This window comes from Pseudomonas sp. GL-R-19 (assembly GCF_019956375.1).
Taxonomy (GTDB): Bacteria; Pseudomonadota; Gammaproteobacteria; order Pseudomonadales; family Pseudomonadaceae; genus Aquipseudomonas.
The window spans coordinates 21,006-35,411 of record NZ_JAHBDJ010000004.1 but is presented as its reverse complement, the minus strand read 5'-3'; the positions used below and the strand labels follow the sequence as shown (position 1 = coordinate 35,411).

Here is a 14,406-nt window from a genome sequence, read left to right as displayed (position 1 = left end):
GGGTTTGTCATGAAGTTAGCCATCATTACGGCCTGCCCGAGCGGCATGGTCACCAGTGTGCTGTGTGCCCGGCTGCTTGATGCCGCGGCTCAGCGTCAGGGCTGGAGCACCAGTGTCGAAATCACCGATGCCGCCCATCCCGAAAAACAACTGTCGGCGGCCATCCTCGACGCAGCCGAGTGGGTGCTGCTGGTAACCAGCGCGCCGGTGGACATGTCGCGGTTTGTCGGTAAGCGGTTGTTCCAGAGCACCCCGGCTCAGGCCCTGCAAGACGTGGAAGCCGTGTTGCGGCGCGGTGCGCAGGACGCTCAGGTTTACGTCGCCGAAGAGGCCGTCGTCGAGCCGGTGGCGGTTGTCCAGAACACGCCGCGACTGGTGGCCGTTACCGCGTGCCCGACGGGTGTCGCTCACACGTTCATGGCTGCCGAAGCTTTGCAGCAAGCGGCCAAACGACTGGGCTATGACTTGCAAGTGGAAACCCAGGGCTCGGTCGGCGCGCGCAATCCATTGAGCGCGCAAGCGATCGCAGAGGCTGATGTGGTGCTGCTGGCGGCTGATATCGAAGTCGCCACCGAGCGTTTCGCCGGCAAGAAAATCTACCGCTGTGGCACCGGTATCGCTCTCAAGCAAGCTGAAACGACTTTGAAAAAAGCCTTGGCCGAAGGCCAGCAGGAAAGCGCTTCGAGCAGTGCCAAAGGCCCAGCCAAATCAGAGAAAACCGGCGCCTATAAACACCTGCTGACCGGTGTGTCATTCATGTTGCCGATGGTGGTGGCCGGCGGCTTGATGATCGCCCTGTCGTTCGTATTTGGCATCACCGCATTCAAGGAGCAGGGCACGCTGGCGGCGGCGTTGATGCAGATCGGTGGCGACACCGCGTTCAAGCTGATGGTGCCGCTGCTGGCAGGCTATATCGCCTATTCCATCGCTGACCGTCCGGGCCTCGCGCCGGGGATGATCGGTGGTCTGCTGGCGAGCACCCTGGGCGCAGGCTTCATCGGCGGGATCATTGCCGGTTTTCTGGCCGGTTATGCGGCCAAGGCGATCAACCGCTATGCGCGTTTGCCGCAAAGTCTTGAGGCGCTGAAGCCGATCCTGATCATCCCGCTGCTGGCGAGTCTGTTCACCGGTCTGGTGATGATCTATGTGGTCGGCAAACCGGTCGCCGGCATGCTCGCCGGGCTCACGCATTTCCTCGACAGCATGGGCACCACCAACGCGATTCTGCTGGGTGTATTGCTGGGCGGCATGATGTGCGTCGACCTCGGCGGACCGATCAACAAGGCGGCCTATGCGTTCTCGGTCGGGTTGCTGGCGTCGCAGAGTTACGCGCCGATGGCGGCGACCATGGCCGCGGGCATGGTGCCGCCGATTGGCCTGGGCATCGCCACGTTCATTGCGCGGCGCAAGTTTGCGCAGACTGAGCGCGAAGCCGGCAAGGCCGCACTGGTGCTGGGGCTGTGCTTCATCTCCGAAGGGGCGATTCCGTTTGCGGCGAAAGACCCGCTGCGGGTGATTCCGGCGAGCATCGCCGGCGGTGCCCTGACCGGTGCGCTGTCGATGTATTTCGGCTGCAAACTGATGGCGCCCCACGGTGGGTTGTTCGTGCTGGCGATCCCCAATGCGATCAACCATGCGCTGCTTTATTTGTTGGCGATTGTGGCGGGGAGTTTGTTGACGGCGGTGGTGTATGCGCTGGTCAAGCGGCCGGAGACGGTGGAGTTGGCGGTAGAGCCCGTCACCGCCTGACACCTGCCCCTGTGGGAGCGAGCCTGCTCGCGATGACGGATTCACATTCAAAATCTATGTTTGCTGATCCACCGCTTTCGCGAGCAGGCTCGCTCCCACAAGGGATCCATGGTGCTGGCGGGATATGTGTCATGCCAGGGTCATAGGTCCATGCTTTAGTTTTTCCTTTTCCAGGGAGAACACCATGAGCGATTTCAACCTCGGGCGCCGTCGTGTGATGCAAGCGGTCGGCGCCGGGCTGTTGTTGCCGGGGTTGGCGCCGGCGGTGATCGCTTCGGTCAAGGATCGGCCACAACTCACCGACGGCGTGCAGTCCGGCGACCTGTTGGGCGACCGGGCGATCATCTGGAGCCGCTGCGACCGCCCTGCACGCATGGCGGTGGAGTGGGACACCCGTAGCCTGTTTCCCAACCCTCGGCGCTTCGTCTCGCCCCTGGCCGATGCGCGCACCGATTTCACTGCCAGGGTCGAACTCACCGGGCTGCCTGCCGGCCAGGCGATTTTCTACCGTGTGCAGTTTGAAGACGCCCAGAGTGGCGTTGCCAGCGAGCCCTGGTTCGGTCACTTGCGCAGCGTGCCACAGACCCGGCGCGACCTCCGTTTTGTCTGGAGTGGCGACACCGTCGGCCAGGGTTTCGGCATCAATCCGGACATTGGCGGCATGCGCATCTACGAGGCGATGCGCCGGCGTCTACCGGACTTTTTTATCCACAGCGGCGACACCATTTACGCCGATGGCCCGGTCCCGGCGCAGCTCACCACGGAAGGCGGACGGGTGTGGCGCAACATCACCACCGAGGCCAAGAGCAAAGTCGCCGAGACTCTCGATGAGTACCGTGGCAATTACCGTTACAACCTGATGGACGAAAACCTCCGTCGGTTCAATGCCGAGGTCCCGCAGATCTGGCAGTGGGACGACCACGAAGTAGTGAACAACTGGTCGCCGGGCAAGCAGCTGGATGCGCGCTATCAGGACAAAGATATCCACAGCCTGGTGGGCCGCGCACGCCAGGCCTGGCTTGAATACGCGCCGATGCGTTTGCAGAGCGCCGATGGCGGCGGGCGGATCTATCGCAAGCTCGGTTACGGTCCGCTGCTCGATGTGTTCGTGCTGGACATGCGCAGCTATCGCGGGGCCAACGATGACAATCTGGGCGCTGAAAAACCGTTCCTCGGTCGTGAGCAACTGGATTGGCTCAAGCGCGAAATGCAGGCCTCGAACGCGCAATGGAAAGTGATCGCCGCTGACATGCCCATCGGCCTCGGCGTGCCCGACGGCGAGGTCAGCCCCGGTGTCGCGCGTTGGGAAGCGGTGGCCAACGGTGACCCCGGCCCGGCCCAGGGCCGCGAACTGGAAATCGCCGAACTGCTGGGTTTTCTGCGGGCGCAGCAGGTGCGCAATTTCCTGTTCCTGACCGCGGATGTGCATTACTGCGCCGCCCATCATTACCACCCCGACCGGGCGGCGTTCCAGGACTTCGAGCCGTTCTGGGAGTTCGTCGCCGGACCGCTGAATGCCGGTAGCTTCGGACCGAACCCGCTGGATAAAACCTTTGGTCCTGAAGCGGTGTTCGAGAAGGCGCCGCCGGCGCAGAACGTCTCGCCGTTTGCCGGGTTTCAGTTTTTTGGCGAGGTGAATATCGATGGGCAAACGGGGGAGTTGAGCGTGGTGTTGCGGGATCTGGATGGGGTGTCTGTATTCGAGCAGAAGTTGCAACCGGTTTGATTGACTCAGGGGCCCTGTAGGAGCGAGCTTGCTCCGGGCGGCGTTCCGACGATGAACCTGAGGATAACGCGCTCATCCTGTATGAACGCGTCATCGTTGACGACCATCGCGAGCAAGCTCGCTCCTACAGGGAAATCAGTTAATCAGTTAATCAGTACACGTCGCGGCGGTAGCGGCCCTGTTCGATCAGGCGCTCCACTTCGGCGGCGCCCAGCACCTCGTCGAGCACCTGGTCCACGCCCGAAGCCATGCCTTGAAGGCTGCCGCAGATGTAGATCAGCGCACCGTCCGCCAACCACTTCTTGAGCTCGGCTGCCGATTCACGCAGGCGATCCTGTACGTAAATCTTTTCGGCCTGATCGCGGGAAAACGCCAGGTCGAGGCGCGCCAGATCACCATTGATCAGCCACTCCTCCAGCTCCTTTCGGCACAGGTAGTCGTGCTCGCGATGGCGCTCGCCAAACAGCAGCCAGTGACGTTGCTGACCGTCGGCAATTCGCGCCTTGAGCAGGCTGCGCAACCCGGCCAGCCCCGTGCCATTGCCCAGCAGGATCATCGGCGCCGGTTGGGCCGGCAGATGGAAACCACTGTTGCGCCGTACGCGCAGGCTGATGGAGCAGCCTACAGGCGCGTGTTCGGTCAACCAGCCGGAACCGACGCCGAGGTTGCCGTCGGCATGCACTTGCTGGCGCACGATCAGCTCGAGCATGCCATCGGCCGGGATCGACGCAATGGAATACTCGCGCATGGCCAACGGCACGAGGGCCTCAGCCAGCGCCTGCGCGTGCAGGCCGACCAGATGGGCGCGGTTCTCCGGCAACTGGCGGCTGGCCAGGGCCTGTTGGAGGGTTTCCTCCAGGCCGTTGAGGTGCACCTTGGTCTCACCGTGAATTCCCAGACCGTCGAGGAAATGCTCGATGACCCACGGGCAATTGCGCGGCAACACTTCCACCAGGTCGCCTGCCAGCCAACTGCTGGTGGTTGGTGCGCTGAGGCCCAGCAAGTACACGGGGGATCCGCTGCTGTCCGGGTTCAGCAGTTCACGACGGGCCAGGGTCCAGTTGTCGTAGCTGGGCGCTTGCCAGGTGTCGACGGGGGCGTGGCCGGTCAGTTGGCCCAGTTGCTGTTGCCAGTGGCGCAACGCGTAAGGATCGCCGCTGTCGACTTCCACCGGGGCGAACAAGGTCTTGCTGCCGTGCTCGCCGAGCCAGGCGTGCAGGCGTTTGGCGAATCCGCAGAAGTGTTGATATTGCCGGTCGCCGAGGCCGAGGACCGCGTAGTTCAGGTGCTCCAGACTTGGCGTGCGGCCCAGTACCTTGCGTTCGAAACCCCTGGCGCTGTCCGGCGCTTCGCCGTCACCGAAGGTACTGACGACGAACAGTGCGTTGTACGAGTCCTGCAAGTCCTGCTCGCTGACGTCCGCCAGCGGCTGCACCTTCACCGGTAGCCCTGCGGCCTGCAATTGCCCGGCGGTCTGCCAGGCCAGCTGCTCGGCGAACCCGCTCTGGCTGGCGAAACCGATCAGCCAGGCCGATGCATCGCTGCCTGGTTGTACAAGGCCTTGGCGTGCATCTTTGATCTGGCGTTTTTTGCGGCGACGATCCAGGTACAGCAACCAGCCGGTGACGAAGAACAGCGGCATGCTCAGCGCGGTGAGGGTCAGGATGATCCGACCGACGATGCCGAAGTAGCTGCCGACGTGCAGCGCATAAATGCTGGTCAGCAGTTGCGCCTTGAGGCTCTTGTCGCTGTAGCGATCAACCTGTTTGACCACGCCGGTGGCCGGGTCGAGGGTGATCTGGTTCAAGGCGCGGTCGTGCGGCGAGGTTTTCAGCAGGAAGTAAACGGTCGCTGGTTGGCCGGCCACTGGCGGCATACGCACGTTATAAGAACTGAGTTGCGGGCCGGCCGCGCTGTAGATGCTGCTCCACATGGCCGAGTAATCGGCTGTTGGTGCAGGACCTTCCGGCGCCGGGCCACGTCCGCCGCGAACGCGCTCGTTCTGCGGTGAGTCAGAGAGCAATCGGGTCAGGCCCTTGTTGTACCACTCGTAGGACCAGGACAACCCGGTCAACGCCGCCAGGAGGTAAAACACCAGGCACCAGGTGCCAGCCACCGAGTGCAGGTCCCAATTGAAACTGCGACCCTTTTTCTTCCAGTCCAGGGTCAGCCAGGCGCGCCAGCTTTTCCACTGGCGGGGCCAGCGCAGGTACAGCCCGGAAAGACAGAAGAACACCAGAATCAGTGTGCAGGCGCCGGTGATCTGCCGACCCGTGTCGCCCATGGCGAGGAAGCGGTGCAGTTGCAGCATCAGGCCGAAGAAGCCCTGGCCGGTAGCGTCGCCCAGGAGCTCGGCGGTGTACGGATCGAAGTAGCGCATCTCGCCACGGCGTTCACCCGGTGGCGGGGTGAACCACACTTTGGCGGCATCGCCGCTGTCGGTTTCCACCGTGAGCATCGAGACTTTTTTACTTGACGCGGCTTCGATGTGCTCCACCAGTTCGGCGGGCGGCAGGACACCGGCGACCTGTTTTTCGACCTGCAACACGGAAGGGTTGAGTGTGCTCAGGATTTCATCCTGAAACGACACCGTCGCCCCGGTGATGCCCATCAGGGCCAGGACCAGCCCGGCGCTGATGCCGAAAAACCAGTGCAACTGGAACAGGGTTTTCTTCAACACGTCACTCGCCTTGTTCGTTCAAATTGATTCATCACGGCGCGCATTATGCCGTGGGGTTGTCGAGAAGCATTCTTTTTTACGCACAAAGGCCCCGATCACCTGGATGAACGGGGCACTGCCGCTGATTTCAACCTTCACCCCTCCTGTAGGAGCGAGCTTGCTCGCGATGGTCGTCAACGATGACGCGTAAAGCCTGACACCCCGCGTCGTTCTCCGGTCCATCGCGAGCAAGCTCGCTCCTAGAGGAGGTTGTTGGTCACATTTCCATCAGAAGTGGAAGTTGGTACTCAGCAACGCGGTACGACCGGCCGCCTGGTTGGCGAAGTGAGTCGAGAACGCCTTGTCGTAGTAGGTTTCGTCGGTCAGGTTCTGCACGTTCAGTTGCAGGTCGACGTTCTTGGTCAGCTTGTAGGCTGCCATCGCGTCGTAACGAACGTAGGAATCAACCATGGTGGTGTTGGCGGCACTGCCGAACACGTCATCGACATAGAACGCACCGCCACCGATGGTCAGCCTTGGCGTGACCTGATAGGTCGTCCACAGGCTGGCGCTGTTTTTCGGCGTGTTAGGCAATTCGTTGCCATCGTTGGCTTTGTTGGCCGGCAGGTCACCACCATCGATTTGCTCGCTGTCCATGTAGGCGTAGCCGGCGAAGACTTGCCATTTGTCGGTGAGCTTGCCGCTGGCTGACAGTTCGATACCTTGAACGCGGGTTTTGCCGACGTTTTCAAACGTGGTGGTGTTGGTCTGCACACGAGCGTTGTCTTTCTCGGTGCGGAAGATATCAGCGGTCAACGACAGGCGATTGTTCAGCAGATCCCACTTGGTACCGATTTCGTAGTTCTTGGTGGTTTCCGGCTCCATGTCGCTTTTCAGCAGGTTGCCGTTTCGATCCGGCGTGCCACCCAACGGGTTGCCTTCCGAACCTTCGCCAAGGGTGTTGCCCGGCGGAGTGGCAGACGTCGCGTAGGAGGCATAGATGCTGCCGTTATCCGCTGGTTTGTACACCACGCCGAACTGACCGGTGACGAATTCGCTGGTGTCATCGCCCTTGGACGTGGTCACGCTGGAACCGTTGAAGGTCTTGTATTCGGTGTCGAAATGGTCGTAACGCAGCCCCATGTTTATCAGCCACTGCTCGGACAACGTCAGGGTGTCGAACACATACAGCGCATAGGTATTGGCCTTGGTGTCGGTGCCGGCATAGTTGCGCGAGATGGCGCCGCTCCACGGATCATTCGGGGTCGGGTTGGATAGCGAGGTGCAGTTGAAGCCGCTTGGCGCGCCGATCAGTGCCGGTGAGCAGTTGGTGGTCACCGCTGCCGTTCCCGGGGTGGTGTCCGTGTTGACGTTGTACGAGGACTTTTCGCTTTCCTCGTGGGTGTATTCGACACCGGTGGCGAAGCTGTTCTTGAACCCGGCAATGTAGACATCGCCAAACAGGTCGGTCTGGTTGGTGGTGGTCTCGGTGTTGCTCACGCGGGTGTTCGCCCGGCGCCAGACGCTGCCGTTGTTGACGTTGCCTTTACTGTCGTCCGGCTGGGTCAGGATGTAATCCTGCATGCTGGAGCCGTGACGCAGGGTGTTCTTGATGGTCAGCGAGTCGCTCAGGTCGTGCTCGATGGCGAAGGTCGCGGTGTCGGTGCGGGTCTTGCGGAAGTCGCGGTCGGTCAGACCGTAGAAATTGCTGCTGTCACCACCGTCATTCGGCTTGTCCGGGTTGGCCTTTGTGCGTGCAGCGGAACCTGCGGCCGGGATGGAGTACGGAATGCCCGAGTCCGGCGTGTCGTTGCTTTCGAGGTGGTAGTAGTCGAGGTTGACGCGAGTGTCCGTACCCAGGCCGAAGGCCAGGGACGGTGCCACACCCCAACGGTCGTAGTCGATGCTTTGACGGCCGGCGACGTTGCTCTCGTGGCTCAGCAGGTTCAGACGGCCAGCGGCGGTGTCGGTGAACTGATAGTTGCCGTCGAAGGTGTAGCGCTGGGTCTGGTCGGAGCCCCAGGTGAAACCACCGTCGAGCGAATCGCCCAGGTGCGCTTTCTTGCTGACCAGGTTGATGCTGCCGCCGGCTGCGCCACGGCCGCCGATCGCGGAGTTCGGGCCCTTGCTGACTTCGATCGATTCAACGGCGAAGATCTCGCGGCTCTGGGAGCCGGTATCGCGTACGCCGTCCAGATAGGTGTCGCCCTGGGCGTCAAAGCCGCGGATGAATGGGCGGTCGCCCTGCGGGTTGCCGCCTTCACCGGCACCGAAGGTGATGCCCGGAACGGTGCGCAGCGCGTCCTGCAAGTTGAGCGAGCCGGTGTCTTTCAGGACTTGTTGCGGAACAACGGTCACCGAGCGCGGTGTGTCGATCAGCGGCGCAGTGTACTTGGGCGAGGAGGCTTTCTCGACGTTGTAGGTCGTCTCGTCCTGGGCTTCACCGGTGATGGCGGTGGCGCCCAGCGAAATCACTTTGTCCGGTGCTTTTTCGTCGGTTTTTTCCGCCGCGAAAACCATGTGGCCCGCAGAGCCGGCAGTAATCGCCATGCCGATGGCCGATGCGAGCAAACGTGGTGAACTGACCGGTACTTGTGGTTGTTGACGCGACATTTGAATTCCCCTCCCCAAGGATTTGAGGCGGCGGAATATAGGGTAAATACGTATTTGTAACAATTGAGAAATATTACTATTCGCACTAAATTTACATTCTTTACAATTTACCCTTACGGTTTTTGCTGACTCACTCGTCAGATGTGTTTTACACGGGCAATAAGAATCAATACCATTGGCGCCCCTTTGTTTTCAGGTGTCTTTGTCATGCTGCTGCACATTCCCGGCCTGTTCGAAAAAGACGAGGTGCAGCGCATTCGCGAAGCTCTGGAACACGCCGATTGGGCTGATGGCAAGATCACCGCCGGCTACCAGTCGGCCAAGGCCAAGCACAATTTGCAGCTGCCTGAAGGGCATCCGCTGGCCAAGGAGATCGGCGCGGCGATGCTGGAGCGGTTGTGGAAAAACCCGCTGTTCATGTCGGCTGCACTGCCGCACAAAGTCTTTCCTCCGTTAGTGAACTGTTACACCGCCGGTGGCAGTTTCGACTTCCACATCGACAACGCGGTGCGTCAGCCCAAAGGCGGCATCGAGCGGGTGCGTACGGACTTGTCCGCCACGCTATTCTTCAGCGAGCCCGAGGATTACGACGGTGGCGAACTGGAAATCCAGGACACCTTCGGCACCCAACGGGTGAAGCTGCCTGCCGGTGACATGGTGCTGTACCCCGGCACCAGTCTGCACAAGGTCAATGCGGTGACGCGCGGAACGCGACTCGCCTCGTTTTTCTGGACGCAAAGCCTGGTGCGCGAAGACAGCCAGCGCGCCCTGTTGTTCGAGATGGACGGAGCCATCCAGCAACTGACCCGTGATGTGCCCGATCATCCGTCACTGATCCGCCTGACCGGCACTTATCACAATCTGCTGCGTCGCTGGGTCGAGGTGTAAGTGGCGGATTTTCGTTTACGCCGCGAGGAATTGCTCGACGGTGAGCGCCTGCGGTCCATGCTCGACGAAAGCCCGGCCCGCGCGGCCCAGGCCATCCTGATTGCCGCTCGGGAAGGTGAAGTCGAAGCCCAGGCCTTGCTCGGGCAGATCCTGCTCGACGGCCAGGGTATCGCGCCGGACCAGGCGCTGGCGCTGAACTGGTTCGGCATAGCCGCGCGCCAGGGGCACCTGATGGCGCGCAACATGCTCGGTCGTTGTCATGAACATGGCTGGGGCTGTGTTGCCGACGCCACGATTGCGGCGCGGCATTATCGGATCGCAGCTGAAGGAGGGCTGGATTGGGCGATGTACAACTTCGCCAATCTGCTGGCCACCGGGCGCGGTGTAGCCGAGGATCAGGCGCTGGCGCTTAGCTGGTATCGGCGTGCGGCGGACCTTGGTCATGCGAAGTCGATGAACCTGCTGGGGCGCTATCTGGAGGAAGGCCGATTTTGCCAGGCCGACCCGGATGCCGCTTTCGAGTGGTATCGACGTTCTGCCAAGGGTGGGGATTTCCGCGGGCAATTCAGCTATGCGGCTGTTCTGGCGCAGGACGGGAAAATCGAAGAGGCCTTGGTGTGGTTGCACAAGGCATTGGCGGCAGGGAACCTGAACTTCCTGCGCGTCAGCGGCCAGGCACTGTTACACGCTCCTCACCCGGATCTGCGGGCATTGGCGCCGTGCTTTGAACAGCGTGCCGTGCAATTGCAAAATCAGGCGCTGGCATGAGCATGTGGGTATGACAGTCATTGAGGCGAGCGAAAAGGCAGCTCAGGGTTTTCGCTCGCATTAATCGAAGTTGCCGCAAACAACCGGATCGAAACCGGTTTAGCTCTTCCATTCCCCGCGCAGAGGCTTCATATGCTTCATGAAAATATCTGATTGTTCAATGAAGCGTTTAACCACCGACTCGAGATCGTCGCTCTCGTCATGTTCGGTAAGTTTCAGGAACTTATTAATTACGTCGACGAGAACACTCAATTCTTGTATGTAGGATTCTCTGGGTGTTTGTACGGATTGAAATTCCTCCAACTGATTTTTTTGATCCAGTAGAATTTTTATATCTTGACTGATGCGAGCCAGATTGCGGCGGCGGTCATCCAGTTGTTTTTGAATCTGGCTTCTGGCCTGGATCAAGTTGTCATACTTTATTCTGTCGCTGATTAAGTTGAGGATCTTGCCGGCAGCAGCAATGCCTGCCTTGACAAGTTCGATTTGAGGCGCGGACAGGTTGAGGTTGGCGAGTTTTTCAGTAGTTAGAAAAAACTCCTTGATGAGCGAGAAGGTATCTGTTGCTTCAATGAGTTTTATCGCCTCGTTCAGTTCTGATTCGTCTTTGAGTAGTCCTGCTATTGCACTTTCTTCTACTTGGATATACGGAGTGGCGTTGCTGATTGAAGTTTTCAGCTCTTTGATTCGGTATTGGTTGTCGCTGAGTGTCACTGCTTTCAGGTTTGTCAGGTTGTTGTTGAGTGCAGTCGAAAGCTTTAATGCTTCGGATGTCCCGTTTTCAATTAATGTTTTGATCTCATCGTAGAAGCTGTCTATCGCCTCCTGCTGTTCCGGTGTAGGTATTTCTAATTTCAGTTTTTCAATGATGGTATGAAAGCGTTGGATTTCGCTAATGGGTAGCACCGTGGGGATCAGAGTCAGGGTGCTGAGTGCCTGCTTGTCGGTTGAGTTTATTTCTTCCTGTAGCGATTCTAATTGCTCCCTGAGTACGGGTAAATAAATTGTGCTCAATGTACGGATTTTATAATTGAGTGCTTCCCTGTTCTCCTTGATTTTTTTCATGTCGGGTGCTGGGTATTGAAATGAGGTGTCTAGTGTATGTACGGTCATGATTGTCCTGTCTTTAAAAAGGAAGATTGATGGTAGGGGGGAGTTTGCACTTGCGGAGTTCAGGCGTTTCGGGTGGCGTTGTTAAAGGCTGTCAATAAATCGCCCGCCTGTTTTTTTATCGCCGACCAGTTATCCATCATCGTGGTTAGCCTGGAGACAAACGACACCAGGTACATGGCATTGGTAACGCCATCGAGTCTTTTACTGGAAGAGTCGATATACGCCTGTATCAACTCCCAGAGACTTTCGAGGTTCGATGAACTGCCAGCAGCACCTTCGATCCTGACATGCAGGTCCTGTAGGCTGGTTTCGAATGCCCGCAACGATGCGAGGGTCGCATTGGTGGTTGCAATTTTTGTTTCGATTTCGCGTCGTTCGGTTGTTAGCAGATCCAGTTCATTACGAGCCTTGTTGGCCTTGTCTCCATATATTGTAGAAGCAATGATAAAGCCAACTGCGCCACCGATGAGTCCCCACCATTTACTTTTGGAGTATTCTTCGATTTCCGCGAGTTTTTCGTTGATGCGCTGGTTGAGAATTTCAATCCTTTGATTGAACAGTTTTATTTTTTCGTCGAAGTTGTGGCTGTTGCACAGGGCTATTTTCAAACCCAGTGCCGGTTTCAGTGAGTTGCTGATTTCCCGTTTGAATTCGGTGATCTGGGCTTTGGTGATCTGCGTGCTTGTGCTGTGTTCGGTAATAACTGCTTTAAGCTCTTCAACCAGTTCCAGTAATGCCGGAATTTTTCGTTTCTCATCTCCAGTCAATTGGATTTTCGGCAGATTGTCGATTTCCTCCGGGCTCAGGCTGCCGATTTTTCCGATTCCACTGATGTAGCTGGGTAGTGTCATCAGGTAGTTGATGATGGAATGACTGCTTGAAGTGAAATTGTCGGCAAATACATGAAGATCCGAACCAACTCTCTTCATGTTTGATTCCAGCGGCGACCAGGTTTCAGCATGATTTCTCATGGATTTATACAATTTTTGCATATCGGCGGATTTAAGTCCGACAATATTCAGCTGGTCGTATTTGTGTATCTGTTCTATTTCATCAATTTCGATGGGCAGTGCCAGTCCGGCATTGACGTAGCGTCTGATTTTTCTGATATCGTCGTTTGTAACCAATAATCCTTGTTCACGCTCGACACCTTCGAGGGTGCCGGAAACGGCCCCCATGAAATCTGATGTCAGTGAGTTAAGTTCTTCGGCGGTAATGGTCTGTTCTTGAATGGCTAACATGAAAATCCCTTTTATGTTTTTTCGTCATGGAGGTCCTTGTTGTTGCCGCTGAGAAAGTAATGGTGGTTGTGGTTAAAGTTAAGTCTGGAAGAATTTCAATGTGTGTCGGGTAGGGGGTGAAACTCTGCGCTTTGCTGTTTCTATTGGATAAAATGCAGCTTTCTGATATCGAAACTTAATGTGTTGTGAAGTCGCTTTGGAATCGCTCTCAAGATGAAATGGTGGAAATAAAAAAAAGGCCTGTGATTACTCACAGGCCTTTTTTGTACAGCGGGCAGAATTTAAACGTAGAACGACTTCAGCGGCGGGAAGCCATTGAACTCAACAGCGCTGTAACTGGTGGTATAGGCACCGGTCGACAGCCAGTACAGGCGATCACCGATGGCCAGGTTCAGCGGCAGGCCGTACTTGTAGTTTTCGTACATGATGTCGGCGCTGTCGCAGGTAGGACCGGCGATGACCACTTCTTCCATCTCGCCCTTTTTCTCGGTCCAGATCGGGAACTTGATGGCTTCGTCCATGGTTTCGATCAGGCCGGAGAACTTGCCCACATCCGTGTACACCCAGCGCTCTACCGCGGTACGGGATTTACGCGCGACCAGCACCACTTCGCTGACCAGGATGCCGGCGTTGGCGATCAGCGAACGGCCCGGTTCCAGGATGATTTCCGGCAGGTCGTCACCGAAGTCTTCCTTGAGGAAGCGGATGATTTCCTCGGCGTAGGTTTCCAGGCTGTTGGTGCGGGTGATGTAGTTGGCCGGGAAGCCACCGCCCATGTTGATCAGCTTCAGGTGAATGCCGTCTTCTTCCTTCAGGCGTTCGAAGATCACTTTGACCTTGGCGATCGCCGCGTCCCAGACGCTGATGTCGCGCTGCTGCGAACCCACGTGGAACGAGATGCCGTAAGGCACCAGGCCCAGGTCACGGGCGAGGATCAGCAGGTCCATGGCCATGTCGGTCTGGCAGCCGAATTTGCGCGACAACGGCCAGTCGGCAGTGGTCGAGCCTTCGGTCAGGATGCGCACGTAGACTTTCGAACCCGGTGCGGCCTTGGCGATGTTGCGCAGGTCGGCTTCGGAGTCGGTGGAAAACAGGCGCACGCCCTTCTCGTAGAAGTAGCGGATGTCCTTGGATTTCTTGATGGTGTTGCCGTAGCTGATACGGTCGGCGCTGACACCGCGATCCATCACTTTGTCCAGTTCATAGATCGAGGCGATGTCGAAGCTCGAGCCTTTCTCCTTGAGCAGGTCGATGATCTCGACGGCCGGGTTGGCCTTGACCGCGTAGTAGACCTTGGCGAATTCGAAACCGGCGCGCAGGTCGTCATAGGCCTGGCTGATCATCGCGGTGTCGATCACCACGAACGGGGTTTCCTGCTTGTCGGCGAACGCCTTCATTTTGTCAAAAGTGGCGCGCGCGAAATAATCTTCGACCTGGATCGGCATGCTGGGAACTCCTACTGGCAAACTAAAATTATCAATGGGTGCGAGGGTGTGTCATCAATGAATTCGCGAGTGCGTTGCGCCTGAGCGCGTGCCAGGCAAGGCGCAGGCCGCCGCTAATGGCCGCTCCCTTCGCAAGGCCTGCAACGCAGCATGGCGCGCGCTCCGGCGCACTCGTGAATTCATTGATGACACACCCTCCTGAAC

Annotated in this window: 9 protein-coding genes; 4 read left to right on the top strand and 5 right to left on the bottom strand. The window is 58.2% G+C overall.

Annotated elements, in window-relative coordinates; all coding sequences use genetic code 11:
* The first annotated feature begins 9 nt into the window (after positions 1–9).
* Together KGA83_RS02215 and KGA83_RS02210 are read left to right on the top strand one after the other, a co-directional pair.
* A complete protein-coding gene (locus tag KGA83_RS02215; protein ID WP_223528115.1) occupies positions 10–1,749 on the top strand; it encodes a PTS fructose-like transporter subunit IIB in 1,740 nt (579 codons plus the stop codon).
* A 184-nt stretch (positions 1,750–1,933) separates the two neighbouring features.
* Positions 1,934–3,475 carry an alkaline phosphatase D family protein gene (locus KGA83_RS02210; protein WP_108218155.1) on the top strand — a complete coding sequence of 514 codons (1,542 nt, stop codon included), beginning with the start codon at positions 1,934–1,936 and terminating at the stop codon, positions 3,473–3,475.
* A gap of 151 nt (positions 3,476–3,626) precedes the next feature.
* Here KGA83_RS02210 and KGA83_RS02205 read toward each other — a convergent pair whose 3' ends face one another.
* Together KGA83_RS02205 and KGA83_RS02200 are read right to left on the bottom strand one after the other, a co-directional pair.
* Complete coding sequence (locus KGA83_RS02205; RefSeq protein WP_108218156.1) at positions 3,627–6,155, bottom strand: PepSY domain-containing protein; 2,529 nt, start codon at positions 6,153–6,155, stop codon at positions 3,627–3,629.
* A 267-nt stretch (positions 6,156–6,422) separates the two neighbouring features.
* The gene (locus KGA83_RS02200; RefSeq protein WP_223528112.1) at positions 6,423–8,747 is read right to left on the bottom strand and encodes a TonB-dependent receptor; all 2,325 of its coding nucleotides are present in this window, start codon (positions 8,745–8,747) and stop codon (positions 6,423–6,425) included.
* A gap of 207 nt (positions 8,748–8,954) precedes the next feature.
* Between KGA83_RS02200 and KGA83_RS02195 the strand changes: the two genes are divergently transcribed.
* Complete coding sequence (locus KGA83_RS02195; RefSeq protein ID WP_108218158.1) at positions 8,955–9,635, top strand: Fe2+-dependent dioxygenase; 681 nt, start codon at positions 8,955–8,957, stop codon at positions 9,633–9,635.
* Positions 9,636–10,403: a tetratricopeptide repeat protein gene (locus KGA83_RS02190; protein WP_108218159.1), complete on the top strand. Its 768-nt coding sequence runs from the start codon at positions 9,636–9,638 to the stop codon at positions 10,401–10,403.
* A gap of 99 nt (positions 10,404–10,502) precedes the next feature.
* Here KGA83_RS02190 and KGA83_RS02185 read toward each other — a convergent pair whose 3' ends face one another.
* From KGA83_RS02185 to KGA83_RS02175, 3 genes are all read right to left on the bottom strand, one after another.
* Positions 10,503–11,468 (bottom strand): alpha-xenorhabdolysin family binary toxin subunit B, encoded by a 966-nt coding sequence (locus KGA83_RS02185; protein ID WP_223528109.1) that lies wholly within the window; start codon positions 11,466–11,468, stop codon positions 10,503–10,505.
* Positions 11,469–11,575: 107 nt separating this feature from the next.
* Complete coding sequence (locus tag KGA83_RS02180) at positions 11,576–12,757, bottom strand: alpha-xenorhabdolysin family binary toxin subunit A (RefSeq protein ID WP_223528105.1); 1,182 nt, start codon at positions 12,755–12,757, stop codon at positions 11,576–11,578.
* A gap of 281 nt (positions 12,758–13,038) precedes the next feature.
* A complete protein-coding gene (locus tag KGA83_RS02175) occupies positions 13,039–14,202 on the bottom strand; it encodes a type III PLP-dependent enzyme (protein ID WP_108218162.1) in 1,164 nt (387 codons plus the stop codon).
* Positions 14,203–14,406 lie beyond the last annotated feature (204 nt).

Excerpts from the sequence above, each read along its gene's own strand:
- KGA83_RS02215 (WP_223528115.1), top strand. The coding sequence starts at position 10 with ATGAAGTTAGCCATCATTACGGCCTGCCCGAGCGGCATGGTCACCAGT.
- KGA83_RS02210 (WP_108218155.1), top strand. The coding sequence starts at position 1,934 with ATGAGCGATTTCAACCTCGGGCGCCGTCGTGTGATGCAAGCGGTCGGC.
- KGA83_RS02200 (WP_223528112.1), bottom strand. The coding sequence starts at position 8,747 with ATGTCGCGTCAACAACCACAAGTACCGGTCAGTTCACCACGTTTGCTC.
- KGA83_RS02195 (WP_108218158.1), top strand. The coding sequence starts at position 8,955 with ATGCTGCTGCACATTCCCGGCCTGTTCGAAAAAGACGAGGTGCAGCGC.
- KGA83_RS02185 (WP_223528109.1), bottom strand. The coding sequence starts at position 11,468 with ATGAAAAAAATCAAGGAGAACAGGGAAGCACTCAATTATAAAATCCGT.
- KGA83_RS02180 (WP_223528105.1), bottom strand. The coding sequence starts at position 12,757 with ATGTTAGCCATTCAAGAACAGACCATTACCGCCGAAGAACTTAACTCA.
- KGA83_RS02175 (WP_108218162.1), bottom strand. The coding sequence starts at position 14,202 with ATGCCGATCCAGGTCGAAGATTATTTCGCGCGCGCCACTTTTGACAAA.